The 11,996-nt window shown below is 75.6% G+C and carries 10 protein-coding genes; 3 read left to right on the top strand and 7 right to left on the bottom strand.

All coding sequences use genetic code 11. The features are described 5' to 3' along the window. The 3 genes from ACQP1P_RS19925 to ACQP1P_RS19915 form a co-directional block, all read right to left on the bottom strand. The gene (locus tag ACQP1P_RS19925; protein ID WP_433088191.1) at window positions 1–321 is read right to left on the bottom strand and encodes a CU044_2847 family protein; all 321 of its coding nucleotides are present in this window, start codon (window positions 319–321) and stop codon (window positions 1–3) included. Between the two features lie 236 nt (window positions 322–557). Then, the gene (locus tag ACQP1P_RS19920) at window positions 558–1,238 is read right to left on the bottom strand and encodes a methyltransferase family protein (protein WP_433088190.1); all 681 of its coding nucleotides are present in this window, start codon (window positions 1,236–1,238) and stop codon (window positions 558–560) included. Between the two features lie 49 nt (window positions 1,239–1,287). Then, entirely contained in the window at window positions 1,288–2,304 is a 1,017-nt protein-coding gene (locus ACQP1P_RS19915; protein ID WP_433088189.1) for an alpha/beta fold hydrolase, read from the bottom strand. 206 nt (window positions 2,305–2,510) lie between these two features. Between ACQP1P_RS19915 and ACQP1P_RS19910 the strand changes: the two genes are divergently transcribed. Further along, on the top strand, window positions 2,511–3,452 hold the full coding sequence (locus tag ACQP1P_RS19910; protein WP_433090056.1) for a Gfo/Idh/MocA family protein: 942 nt from the start codon (window positions 2,511–2,513) through the stop codon (window positions 3,450–3,452). Between the two features lie 199 nt (window positions 3,453–3,651). On the opposite strand, the gene ACQP1P_RS19905 is transcribed toward ACQP1P_RS19910, so the two are convergent. Further along, on the bottom strand, window positions 3,652–4,239 hold the full coding sequence (locus tag ACQP1P_RS19905; protein WP_433088188.1) for a TetR/AcrR family transcriptional regulator: 588 nt from the start codon (window positions 4,237–4,239) through the stop codon (window positions 3,652–3,654). A gap of 83 nt (window positions 4,240–4,322) precedes the next feature. On the opposite strand from ACQP1P_RS19905, the gene ACQP1P_RS19900 reads away from it, so the two are divergent. After that, window positions 4,323–5,204 (top strand): SDR family oxidoreductase, encoded by an 882-nt coding sequence (locus ACQP1P_RS19900; RefSeq protein ID WP_433088187.1) that lies wholly within the window; start codon window positions 4,323–4,325, stop codon window positions 5,202–5,204. Between the two features lie 4 nt (window positions 5,205–5,208). Here ACQP1P_RS19900 and ACQP1P_RS19895 read toward each other — a convergent pair whose 3' ends face one another. Next, window positions 5,209–6,054: a M15 family metallopeptidase gene (locus tag ACQP1P_RS19895; protein ID WP_433088186.1), complete on the bottom strand. Its 846-nt coding sequence runs from the start codon at window positions 6,052–6,054 to the stop codon at window positions 5,209–5,211. A 122-nt stretch (window positions 6,055–6,176) separates the two neighbouring features. Here ACQP1P_RS19895 and ACQP1P_RS19890 point away from each other — a divergent pair, with 122 nt between their 5' ends. Continuing rightward, window positions 6,177–6,944, top strand: coding sequence for an alpha/beta hydrolase family protein (locus tag ACQP1P_RS19890; RefSeq protein WP_433088185.1), 768 nt, complete (start codon window positions 6,177–6,179; stop codon window positions 6,942–6,944). 179 nt (window positions 6,945–7,123) lie between these two features. Here ACQP1P_RS19890 and ACQP1P_RS19885 read toward each other — a convergent pair whose 3' ends face one another. Both ACQP1P_RS19885 and ACQP1P_RS19880 read right to left on the bottom strand, forming a co-directional pair. Further along, on the bottom strand, window positions 7,124–7,867 hold the full coding sequence (locus ACQP1P_RS19885) for a class I SAM-dependent DNA methyltransferase (RefSeq protein ID WP_433088184.1): 744 nt from the start codon (window positions 7,865–7,867) through the stop codon (window positions 7,124–7,126). A 90-nt stretch (window positions 7,868–7,957) separates the two neighbouring features. Then, window positions 7,958–11,959 carry a molybdopterin-dependent oxidoreductase gene (locus ACQP1P_RS19880; RefSeq protein ID WP_433088183.1) on the bottom strand — a complete coding sequence of 1,334 codons (4,002 nt, stop codon included), beginning with the start codon at window positions 11,957–11,959 and terminating at the stop codon, window positions 7,958–7,960. Window positions 11,960–11,996: the final 37 nt, after the last annotated feature.

The following is an 11,996-nucleotide window of genomic DNA, read 5'->3' as shown; positions in this document are numbered from 1 at the left end:
TCAGGAGTCGGACTCGGGCGCGGGCTTCTTCCAGGTCATCTTGACGTTGAAGGTCGCCTCGGCGGTGCCCTTGGCGACGATGAGGCCGCACCCGCCGCCGACCTTGAGCCCGAGCTGCAGCTCCACCTCGTCGGGCCGGTGCTCCTTGAGCCGCTGCACGACGTAGCGCAGGGCCGGCATCACGCTGTCCATCGAGTCGGACAGCGTGTACGGCAGCATCATCACCGCGTCCTGCACGGAGACCAGGCGCACCGCGTCGTCCAGGTCCCGAGGGCTCACCTCGATCTCGATGAAGTCCGCCGTCCCGTCGCCGATCGGCATGCGACCAACCGCCACGTCCGCCGCTCCCCTCGCAGAGACCGTCATGTGTGCGGCCATCGTAGCGACGCGAACACCCGGATGTGAGGATCCGTCCGGGTGGTCGTCGCGGCCCGAACAGTCGCACCCGCCGGGCGGTTCGTGCGTGGGGTGGTCCCGGCTCGGCGGCGCCTGCGTGGGCAGTGTCGGGGCGCCGCCGAGCCGGTGGTCCGTGCCCGCCGCGGCGGGCGGCCACGGGTCTACGCGGCGGCGCGGCGGCCGCGGCGCGCGTAGTCGTCGTACTCGGCGCCGAAGCGGGCGCGCAGGTCCCGCTCCTCGAACCGGATGCCGACCAGGATGTAGCCGCTGGCGGCGACGGCGAACACCAGGTGCCCGGCGCTCATGTGCGGGGTGGCCCAGAACGTGATCGTCAGGCCGAGCATCATCGGGTGGCGCACCAGCGCGTACAGGCCGCCGCGGACGAACCCCGGCTCGCGGTACGCGCGCCGGCGCAGGTGCGTCCACGCCTGCTTCAGGCCGAGGAAGTCGGCGTGGTCGACGGCGAACGTGGACCACACCACGAGCACCCACCCGGCCGCGAACACCACCCACACCGCGGCCGCGAAGGGCTCGCCGACCCGCCAGATCACGGCCGGCACCGGCTGCCAGAGGCCGAAGATCGCGACGAGGACGAGGGCGGACGCGAGGACGTACGTGCTGCGCTCGACCGGCGCCGGGATGTGCCGCTTGCACCAGGCCCGGGCCATCACCGTGTGCTGCACGGCGAAGGCGAGCAGCAGGGCGCCGTCGATCGCGAGCGCCGCCGCGGCCGGCCGGGTGGCGGGCCCGTCCCCGCGCACGAGGAACACGGCCGCCCAGGCGGCGCTGAGCAGGAAGCAGGCGTACGCGATGACGGCGTACCCGGCGATGACGAGGCGCATGCGTAGATCGTCGGGCACGGGGGCGGCGCGGCGCAGTGGGGAAAATACCTCAGTTCGCGCCGTACCAGGCGGCGATCTGGGCCCGCGACCGGAAGCCCATCCGGTCGCGGATCCGCTCGACGTGGGCCTCGGCCGAGCGCTCGGTGATGCCGAGGCGCTCGCCGATCTCCCGGTTCGTGCACCCCTCGGCGATGAGCGCGGCGACCTCACGCTGCCGTGCGGTGAGCGTCGGCCGGGCGCCCCGGTGCCGGGCCGGCAGCCCGAGAAACCGCCGGATGGCGCCGGTCAGGGGCCTGGTGTCGCCGATGTACGGCAGGTGCGAGCGCCCCGCGACCGCCTCGAACCGCGCGTGCGCGATGCCCTCGGCCAGCGCCCGGCCCTGGCCGAGCGGGGCGGCCCGGTCGCGGTCGCGGTGCACGACCAGCGTCGGCGCGCCGATGCCCGGGAGCAGGTCGAGCACGTCGACGCGGTACGCGAGCTCGAGCATCGCGCACGCCGTGGCCGCGTCGGAGGACTCGCGCTGGTAGCGCGCGAACGCGGCCCGGGTCGCGGCGTCGGCGTCGGGCGCGAAGACGTCCGTGAGCAGGTCGGAGGCGAGGCCCCAGTGCTGGCGTACCAGCCCGAGCACGTGATGGCGCAGCTCGGGCGGGGCGATGTCGGCGCCGCGGGCCCAGCCGCCGTAGAGCACGAGCCGCTCGACGGTCCCCGGGTGCCGCGCGGCCCAGGTCGCCGCGACCGCCGCGCCGAGCGAGATGCCCATGAGGTCGAACCGCTCGAGCCGGGCCGCGCCGACGACCGCTTCGAGCGCGTCGAGCTCGTCGTCCATCGTGTACTCGGCGCCGGGCACCGCGGCCGTCGACAGCCCGATGCCGGGCTTGTCGTAGCGGATGAGCCGCCGCCCGTCGGCGAGGGCCTCGTAGAAGGCGCGCTCGGCGGGCAGCGCCCAGCTGCGCTCGAGGTGGCCGAGCCAGCCGGAGACGTACACCAGCGGCGGCCCGGCCCCGGTGACCGCGTAGGCGATCCGTGCCCCGGCGGCCGACCCGGTGACGGCGATCCTCTGCCCCATCCACGCCATTGTGCCGTGCGCTGCGCCGCACCGGGCGCGCACCCGGTGACCGGGGCCGGCCGGCCGGTCCCTCGCCCGCCACGGGGCCGGCCGGCCGCGACGCGCCATCCACGGGGCCGGTCGGCCGCGACGCCGCGATACAGTCCGGGTATGCCGATCGACTGCCGGCTCACCGCCTCCACCGCGACGAACCCCACTTGAGCGCCATGCGGCTCGGGATCATCGGCGCGGGTGAGGTGGCCTGGCGGCACGCGGCCGCGGCCGAGGGCGTCGACGGGCTCACGCTCGCCGTGGTCGCCGACCGGGATCCGGGGCGGGCGGCCCGGCTCGCGGAGCGTTTCGGGGCCCGCGCCGCCGCCGGGCCGGACGAGGTGTTCGCCGGGGCCGACCTCGTCGTGCTCGCGGTGCCGCACGCCGACCACGAGGAGCTGGCGGTGCGCGCGGCCGCGGCCGGGCGCTCGGTGCTGGTCGAGAAGCCGCTCGCGGTCTCGGCGGCGGCGTGCGACCGGATCATCGCGGCGGCCGGGGACCGGCTCGTGGTCGGGCAGCAGGGGCGGTTCTTCGCCCAGGTGCGGGCCGCGCGCGAGGAGCTGGCCGGGCTCGGGCGGCCGCTGCTGTACCTCGAACGGCGCTCGACCGACTACGCGCGCCCCGACCGGCCGGCCTGGTTCACCGATCCCGTGCGGGCCGGCGGCGGGATCGCGATGCTCGTCGGGGTGCACAGCATCGACCGGGCGGCCTGGCTGCTCGGCGCCCGGCCGGTGGCGGTCGCCGGGTCGGTCGCGGCCCCCGGCGGGTCGCCGGTGGAGACGTCCGCGGCGGCGACGCTCTTCCTCGACACCGGCGTGCGGGCGCATCTGACGCTCGTGGACTCGCCGGTCTTCTTCCACGAGACCACGATCGTGTGCGAGCGGGGCACGCTGACGCTCGACCCGGCCGGGGTGAGCGTCGGCGGGCGGCGGGTGCTGGAGGTCGACGGCGACCGGGAGTACACGCTCTCGTTCCGGCGGCAGTACGAGGCGGTCCTGCGCGGCGAGCCGACGGCGACCCCGCAGGAGGGGCGGCGCGCGGTCGCCACGGTCGAGGCGTGGTACCGCTCCGCCGCCTCCGGTGGCCGGCCGCAGCCGGTCGCGTCCGAGGCGCCGTGACGCCCGGCAGCCGTCAGGCCTGCCCGCCGCCGAGGGCCAGGGCCGCGCCCGAGGCGCCATGACGCCCGGCAGGCCCCACATCTGCCCGCCGCCGAGAGCCAAGGCCGCGTCCGAGGCGCCGTGACGCCCGGCAGGCGTCAGGCCTGCCCGCCGCCGAGAGCCAAGGCCGCGTCCGAGGCGCCGTGACGCCCGGCAGGCGTCAGGCCTGCCCGCCGCCGAGGGCCAGGGTCGCGGCCCGCAGCTCGTCGAGGGCCGCGCGCGTGTAGGGACCGAGCTCGGCCCGGGCGTCGTCGCCCTCGGACCAGGCCTGGAAGCCGCGCTTGAAGGCCAGCACGCCGAGCTCCCCGGCGAGGGCGGCGATCGGGTCCGGCACGCCGCGGGCGGCCAGGGCGGCCGTCATGGCGGCCGCGAGCCCGACGCTCTTGAGGGCGTCGCGCTCCTGCAGCTCGGCGCTGGCCGCGACGGCCGCCCGCAGGCGCGGGCCGAGCTCGCGATTCATCGGCCCCATCGCGCTCGACGCGCGGTCGAGCCCGGCCGCGACCGCATCGAGCGGGCCGGCGCCCGGGTCCGCGTCGGCGATCCCCTCGGTCAGCAGCCGGCTCAGGGTCTCCTGGCCGGCCACCAGGATCTCGCGCTTGTCCTGGAAGTGCCGGAAGAAGGTGCTCTTCGTGACGCCGGCCCGCTCGGCGATCTGCGCGACCGTGGTCTCGTCGTAGCCCTGCTCGGTGAACAGGTCGACCGCGGCCATGACCAGCCGTTCGCGCGCCCCCGGTTCCCATCGAGCCATGCGCCCATCATAGGTGACGGGACTTTTGTCCCATCACCCTGGTACAGTGACGGGACAAGAGTCCCATCACTGTTGGAGCAGTCATGCGCGTCTTCATCACCGGCGGCAGCGGCCTCGTCGGCTCCGCGGTCGTCGCCGAGCTCCTCGGCCACGGCCACACCGTCCTCGCCCTCGCCCGCTCCGAGGCGTCGGCGCTCGCGCTCAAGCGGGCCGGCGCCGAGACCATCAGCGGCGGCCTCGCCGACCTCGACGTGCTGCGCGCCGGGGCGGCCCGGGCCGACGGCGTGATCCACCTGGCCTTCAGCAACGACTTCAGCAGCGCCGAGGCGCTCGCCCGGGCGGTCGCCGAGGAGAGCGCGGCCCTCGCGACCCTGGGCGAGGCGCTCGTCGGCAGCGACCGGCCCCTCGTCACCGTCTCCGGCACCCCGGCGGTGCCCGGCCGCGTCTCCACCGAGGCCGACCCGGCGCCGACGGAGGGCCCGGTCGGCGGCCGCGGCCGCTCGGTCCGGGCGGTCCTGGACCTCGCCGGGCGCGGGGTCCGCAGCACGGCCGTGCGCCTGCCCCGCACGGTCCACAACGAGGGCCAGGGCGGCTTCGCGGGCCTGCTGACCGGCATCGCGCGCCGAACGGGGGTCGCGGGCTACCCGGGCGACGGCACCCAGCGCTGGCCGGCCGTGCACGCCCTCGACGCGGCCGTGCTCTTCCGCATCGCGCTGGAGTCGGCGCCGGCCGGCACCAGCTGGCACGCCGTGGCCGACGAGGGCGACGCCGTGCGCGACATCGCCGCGGTGATCGGCCGCCGCCTCGGCCTGCCGGTCGAGTCGGTCCCGGCCGAGTCCTTCGGCCCGCTCGGCCCGATCTTCGCGACCGACCAGCCGTCGTCGAGCGCCCACACGCGGGAGACGCTCGGCTGGGCGCCGGTGCACCCGAGCCTGCTGCAGGACCTGGAGCGGCTGCGGCCCTGAGCCGTCAGGCGACCGGGAAGTCGTAGTAGGTGTCCGGGAACGGCTCGTCGGCGAGGGTGTAGTGCCACCACTCCGCCGGATAGTTCGCGAAGCCGCCGGAGGACATGAGACCGGTCAGCAGGTCCCGGTCCGCGCGCTGGGCCGCGCTCACACCCTGCGCCGCCGTGTGCGCCAGCGGGTCGAAGCAGTCGAAGCCGGTGCCCATGTCGATGGAGTCGTCCGGGAACCGCTGGGCCGCCGGGGCGGTGCACGACACCAGGGGGTCGCCGGCGCGGTACGCCGGACCGGCGCGGCCGGGCAGCGCCACCAGCGTCAGGTCGAGCGTGCTGCCCCGGCTGTGCGCGGTCGGGCCGCCGATGTAGCCGTCGTCGAAGAGGGCCGACTTGTCGACCCGCGGGTAGAACTCGGCCTTCATGCGCTGGTCGGCGTCGCCGGACCAGCGCACGAAGTCGTCGACGGCGCGCTGGGGCCGGTAGCAGTCGTAGACCTTGAGGCTGTACCCCCGGGCCAGGGCGCTCTGCTGCACCCGGTGCAGGGCCTCGGCCGCCTGGCGAGCGAGCAGGCAGCGCGGGGCGAGATAGCCGGTGACCGGCCGCCCGACGAAGTTGTGCGGGGTGGCGTAGCGGATGTCGAGCAGGATGCTGTCGTCCACGTCGGTCACGGACACGAAGCCGGGCGGCAGCGGGGCGGACGACGCCGTCGGCGACCCGGCCGGGCTCGCGGCCGGCGAGGGCGACGAAGGCGCGGCGGCGCGAGCCGTGGCGGAGGCGGGCGACGGGGCCGCGGACCGGGCCGGGCCGCCGCACGCGGCCAGCAGCAGCGCGGCCGTCAGGGCGATGAGCAGGCGCACGGCCGGATTATTCGGGGTCCGCCCCGGTCGATGCGATGCCCCACGCCGCACCCGCCACCCGGCGAACCGCCGCCGCGTTGTAACCATCGCGGCCGCTCGCGGGTCCTATCCATATGCGGACCGTGACTCTGTTCAGCTGCCTGCTCCTCCTCGCCGCCTGCGCCGCGCCGGCGCCGGCCCCCGCCGAGCCGGTCGGCTCCGCCAAACCCGGCCCGCCGAGCCCCACGCCGGGGTGGTGCGGGGAGCCGCAGCTCGACGACCGGCAGGTGGCGCTGCCCGGCGAGCACGGCACCTACCTGGCCGGCTACCTGCTCGGCACCGGCGACGTCACCCTCGTGGTCGTGCCCCAGGCCAGCGCCACCGCCTGCTCCTGGCTGTCGTGGGCGAAGGAGCAGGCGGCGGCCGGCTACCGCGTGCTCGCCTTCGACTTCAACGGCGAGGGCCGCTCCGGCCGCGCCGACACCGGCCACGCCTCCGACGACGTCACCGCGGCCGTGAAGTTCGCCCGCACGGGTTCCAAGGGCCCGGTGGTCATCGTCGGCGCCTCCCGCGGCGCCACGGCCTCCCTGGTCGCCGCGGCCCGCCTCGACCCGCCGCCGGCCGCGGTGATCAGCCTCTCCGGCCCCGGCGACTACGCCGGCGAGAGCGCCCTGGAGGCGGTGCCGCGGCTGACCGCGCCGGTGCTGTACCTGGCCGCCGCCGACGACAGCCGATTCGCGGCGGACGCCCGGGCGATGTACGACGCGACCCCGGGCGAACGCCGCACGCTCACCGTGGTCCCGGGCCGGTTGCACGGCACGGCCCTGCTCACCATCACCGCCGAGGGCGCGACCGAGGCGGCGAAGGCCGTCGGCGACTTCCTGCGTGCGACCGCCCCGCCCCGGGCCTGACCAGGGCCCGGTCCTGTCGATCATGTCGGTCCGCGCCGGGCCCGGCCAAGGCGCTGCGTGCGCGCCGCGGAGGCCGGGCTACCGGTGCCACGCGGAGCGCGGCGGGCGGCCCGGCCTTCGCGGCGTGCGCGCGGACGCCGTCCGGGCGCGGCGCGGGCCGGCCGGACAGGGGCCGGGGGTCACAGCGGCAGCCGGTACACCGAGACGTGCTTGGCGGAGTCGCCCGTGAACTCGGTGCCGGACCAGTCGGCGTGCCGCGACTCCAGCGTGAACCCGGCGATCTGACCCATCAGGTCCATCTCCGCGGGCCAGATGTAGCGGTGCGGGCTGCGCGTCAGCCGCGCCTGCCGGGCCGCGCCGAAGTCGAACGTGAAGTGGTGCGACACGATCCGCTGGTTGAGCACGTCGAAGGTGTCCAGCCCGAGGTATCCGGGCTCGGACCCGAACACGACCGCGCTCTGCGTCGGCGGGAGCCGGCGCAGGTCCGGCACCTCCAGCTCGACGACGAACCGCCCGCCCGGCACGAGGTGCCGGGCCGCGTTGCGGAAACACGCGACCTGCTCGGCCTGGGTCAGCAGGTTCGAGATCGTGTTGAAGACCAGATAGACGAGGGTGTACTCCCCCGGCGCCGTCGCGTGCGCCATGTCCCCGGCCACGACCGGGATCGCGGCCTCGTCGGCCTTGGCCCGCAGCCGCGCCAGCATCGGCCCGGACAGCTCGATCCCGCTCACCGGCACGCCCACGGCCCGCAGCGGCACCGCGATGCGCCCGGTGCCGATCGCGAACTCCAGCGCCCGGCCGCCCCCGGCGAGCGACGCCAGCCGCGCCACGGCCGGATCGACCTCGGCGGGCGCGAACATCCCCTCGCCCGGGGTGTCGTACCGCGCGGCGATGTCGTCGTCCCAGAGCTCGTCCTCACCCATGCGTCCGACACTTTCGTGCCGGTGCGCCGGTTGTCCAGTCAATTGCCCGCGGGCAACACTGCCGTGTCGTCGCCCGGCGCCGAGGCGTCCCTAGTACACGTCGCGCAGGTAGCGCTTCTCGGCCGCCAGCTGCTTCACGTACGCGGCGGCCGCGCCCTCGTCCATCCCGCCGTGCGCGGCCACGATCTCGCGCAGCGCCGCGTCCACGTCCTTCGCCATCCGTGTCGCGTCCCCGCACACGTAGAAGTGCGCGCCGTCCTGCAGCCACGACCACAGCTGCGCCCCGTGCTCCCGCATCCGGTCCTGCACGTAAACCTTCGCCCGCTGCTCGCGCGAGAAAGCCACGTCCAGCCGCGTCAGCGCCCCGTCGGCCCGCAGCGCGGCCAGGTCCTCCTCGTAGTAGAAGTCCGTCGCCCGCCGCTGCTCCCCGAAGAACAGCCAGTTGCCGCCCCGCGCCCCGCGCGCCCGCCGCTCCTGCAGGAACGCCACGAATGGCGCCACCCCCGTGCCCGGGCCCACCATGATCATCGGCACCGAGTCGTCGGCCGGGGGCCGGAAGTGCGGCGAGCGCTGCAGGAACACCCGCACGGGCGCGTCCGGCCCCGCGTCGGCAAGGTAGGCCGAGCACACCCCCTTGCGCACTCGCCCCGCCCCGTTGCCGAACCGGATCACCGACACCGTCGTCGCGACGCGGGTCGGCGCCAGCAGCGGCGACGACGAGATCGAGTACTGCCGCGGCTGCAACCGCTTCAGCACCGCCACCCACTCGTCCACGCCGGCCTTGACCGCGTGCTCGGCGATGACATCGACGGCCTGCCGGCCCCAGGTGTACTTCGCCAGCTCCCCCTGGTTGTCCGGGCGCAACAGCGTCCGCAGCGGGCTGTCGGGCCCCCGGTCGGCCACGAAGCGCAGCAGGTCCGGCGTGACCCGGGTGATGTCGAGCCGGTGCAGCAGCGCCTCGCGCAGCTCGACCGGGCCGCCGACGTCCACTGTGGACAGCGGGTCGAGGCCGGTCACCTCCAGCCACTCCTCGACCAGGTCCGGGCAGTTGACCGGCCACACGCCCAGCGCGTCCCCGGCCGCGTAGCCGAAGTCCGCGTCCACGTCGAACGCGAACTGCCGCACCTCCTTCGCCGACCCGGGCCCGCTCAGCAGCCGGTTGCCGCGCAGCGTCGCGGTCACCACCTCCCCGCGACCGGCCCGGGGCGGCGCCGGCCGCGCGGCCGCGACCGGGGCCCGCAGCGCCAGCAGCACCGCGTCGAGCCAGCCGTGGGCCGCGGTCTCGAAGTCCGGCTCGCAGTCGACCCGCGCCGTGAGCCGCTGCCCGCCCAGCTCCGTCAGGCGCGCGTCCAGCCGCCGGCCGTGCCCGCAGAAGTCCGCGTAGCTCGAGTCGCCGAAGGCCAGCACCGCGTACCGCCGCCCGTCCAGCCGGGGCGCCTCCGCCTGCAGCGAGTCCCAGAACGCCGTGCCGTTGTCGGGCGCGTCCCCGTCGCCGAAGGTGCTGGTGATGACGAGCAGATCGTTGCCGCCGCCGAGCAGTTCCCCGGCCGCGGCCGTCATCCCGCGCAGGTTCGCCCGCCACCCCTCGTCGGCCAGGCGCCGCCCCACCAGCGCGGCGAACTCCTCCGCGGTGCCGGTCTGCGACGCCCACAGGATCTCGATGGTCCGCGCGGCGCTCTCCGCGGCCGCCCCGGGCCGGTGGTACTTCCCCGCGAGGAAGCCGTCCGCCCAGGCCGCGGCCGCGGGCGCGAACGGCGCCCCGGGCGGCAGCCGGGGCACCACCCCGGCCGCGGGCGGGCTCGCGGCCAGCGCGCTCAGGAACCCCGACAGATACATGCGCTCCACATCGGACAGCGGCGGCGGCGTGAGGTCCAGGCCCGGCTCCGGAGCCGGTTCCAGGCCCCGCCCCGGCCCCGGGTCCGGCTCCGGGTCCGGAGCGACCCGGGTCAGGGCGACCGCGCAGACCTTCAGCTCCGGCTGGAACGAGATCGGGTCGACCGCGTCGGACGTGACCGCGTTCACCGCCAGCTCCGCCCCGAACACGTCGCTCCAGTGGAACGGCGCGAAGCAGTCGCCCGGCCGCACCCGGTCCGACACGGTCGCCGGCAGCACCGCCCGGCCCCGCCGCGACTCCACCCGCACCGAGTCGCCGTCGGCGATCCCGAGCCGCCGCGCGTCGGCCGGGTGCAGTTCCACGAACGGGCCCGGGTTCAGCCGGTTGAGCTTCGCCACCTTCCCCGTCTTCGTGAGCGTGTGCCACTGGTGCTGCAGCCGCCCGGTGTTGAGCAGGAACGGGAAGTCGTCGTCCGGCAGCTCCGCCGGGTCCAGGTGCGGCCGCGGGAAGAACACCGCGCGGCCGTTCGCGGTCGCGAAGTTCAGCCGCGGCCGGGTGCCGTCGGCGGACTCGCGGACGGGCTGGCTGACGCCGTCGTTGCGGTACCGGATGGGATTGCGGCTCGTCGCCCCGGGCGGGGCGGGCCACTGCACCGGTCCCCGCCGCAGCCGCTCGTAGTCCACGCCGCGCAGGTCGTAGCCCGTCTGCGGGTTGTGGAAGCCGCGGATCTCCGCGAACACCTCCTCGGCGCACGAGTAGCGGAAGGCGTCGCCGTAGCCCATCGCGACCGCGACCCGCGCGATGAGGTCCCAGTCCGCGAGCGCCTCCCCCGGCGGATCGGCGACCGCCGCGACCAGGGTCAGGTTCCGCTCCGAATTGATCATCACGCCGTCGGTCTCGGACCACATCGCGGCCGGCAGCACCACGTCCGCGTAGGCGTTCGTCTCCGTCCGCTCGTACGCGTCCTGGACGATCACCAGCTCGGCCGCCTCCAGCCCGGCGATCACCGTCGCCCGGTTGCCGACCGACGCGACCGGGTTCGTGCAGATGATCCAGCACGCCTTCACCTCGCCCGCGGCCATGCGCTCGAAGAGCTCGACGGTCCCCCTGCCCACGTCGGTGCGCAGCGTCCCGTCCGGCAGCCCCCACGCCCGCTCGACGAAGACCCGATCGGCCTCGACCAGCACCGAGCGCTGCCCCGGCAGGCCCGGCCCCATGTACCCCATCTCCCGGCCGCCCATCGCGTTGGGCTGCCCGGTCAGCGAGAACGGCCCGCTGCCCGGCCGGCAGATGGCACCGGTCGCCAGGTGCAGGTTGACCAGCGCATTGGTGTTCCAGGTGCCGTGCGTGCTCTGGTTGAGCCCCATCGTCCAGCAGCTCATCCACTCCCCGGCCCCGGCGATGAGCGCGGCGGCCTCGCGCAGCCGCGCCTCGGGCACCCCGGTGATCGCCGCGACCCGCTGCGGCGGGTAGCCGGCCAGGAACTCCGGCATCGCCTCCCAGCCCTCGGTGTGCTCGGCGATGAACGCCTCGTCGATGCGCCCGCCCGCGACGAGCAGGTGCAGCAGCCCGTTGAGCAGCGCCAGGTCGGTGCCCGGCCGCACCTGCAGGAAGAGGTCGGCCCGGTCGGCGGTCGCGGTCCGCCGCGGGTCGACGACGACGAGCTTCGCGCCGGCCTTGATCCGGTCCAGCATGCGCAGGTACAGAATCGGATGGCAGTCGGCCATGTTGGACCCGATGACGAAGAACAGATCGGCCCGGTCGAAGTCGTCGTAGGAGCCCGGTGGCCCGTCCGCGCCCAGCGACAGCTTGTAGCCGCTGCCCGCGCTGGCCATGCACAGCCGCGAGTTCGACTCGATCTGGTTGGTGCGCACGAACCCCTTGGCGAGCTTGTTCGCCAGGTACTGCGCCTCGAGCGTCATCTGCCCGGACACGTAGAACGCCACCGCGTCGGGCCCGTGCTCGTCGATGATCGCCCGCAGCCGCGCCGCGGTGTGCTCGATCGCCTCGGCGACGCTCGTCCCGGCCCGCGGCTCCCCGCGCCCGCGCCGGACCAGGGCCCGCTCGAGGCGCCCGCCCCCGGCGAGCATCTCCGCGCTCGTGGCCCCCTTGGTGCACAGCCGCCCGGCGTTGGCGGGATGGTCCTTGTCGCCGAGCACCTTGAGCACGCGGCGGCGGCCATCGGGGTCCGTCGCCACGTCGAGGACCATGCCGCAGCCGACCCCGCAGTAGGAACAGACCGTGCGGGTCTGTATCACGCCGCGACGGTACAAACGCTCAGTTACACGCGTGTCA

Origin of the sequence: Dactylosporangium sp. CA-052675, from assembly GCF_050947935.1 — a bacterium.
Classification (GTDB): domain Bacteria; phylum Actinomycetota; class Actinomycetes; order Mycobacteriales; family Micromonosporaceae; genus Dactylosporangium.
This window is presented reverse-complemented; position numbering and strand designations above follow the sequence as displayed.

Bases quoted from the DNA above. Each gene is read 5' to 3' on its own strand.
- ACQP1P_RS19910 (WP_433090056.1), top strand. From the start codon at position 2,511: ATGCGGCTCGGGATCATCGGCGCGGGTGAGGTGGCCTGGCGGCACGCG.
- ACQP1P_RS19900 (WP_433088187.1), top strand. From the start codon at position 4,323: ATGCGCGTCTTCATCACCGGCGGCAGCGGCCTCGTCGGCTCCGCGGTC.
- ACQP1P_RS19920 (WP_433088190.1), bottom strand. From the start codon at position 1,238: ATGCGCCTCGTCATCGCCGGGTACGCCGTCATCGCGTACGCCTGCTTC.
- ACQP1P_RS19885 (WP_433088184.1), bottom strand. From the start codon at position 7,867: ATGGGTGAGGACGAGCTCTGGGACGACGACATCGCCGCGCGGTACGAC.
- ACQP1P_RS19925 (WP_433088191.1), bottom strand. From the start codon at position 321: ATGCCGATCGGCGACGGGACGGCGGACTTCATCGAGATCGAGGTGAGC.
- ACQP1P_RS19915 (WP_433088189.1), bottom strand. From the start codon at position 2,304: ATGGGGCAGAGGATCGCCGTCACCGGGTCGGCCGCCGGGGCACGGATC.
- ACQP1P_RS19905 (WP_433088188.1), bottom strand. From the start codon at position 4,239: ATGGCTCGATGGGAACCGGGGGCGCGCGAACGGCTGGTCATGGCCGCG.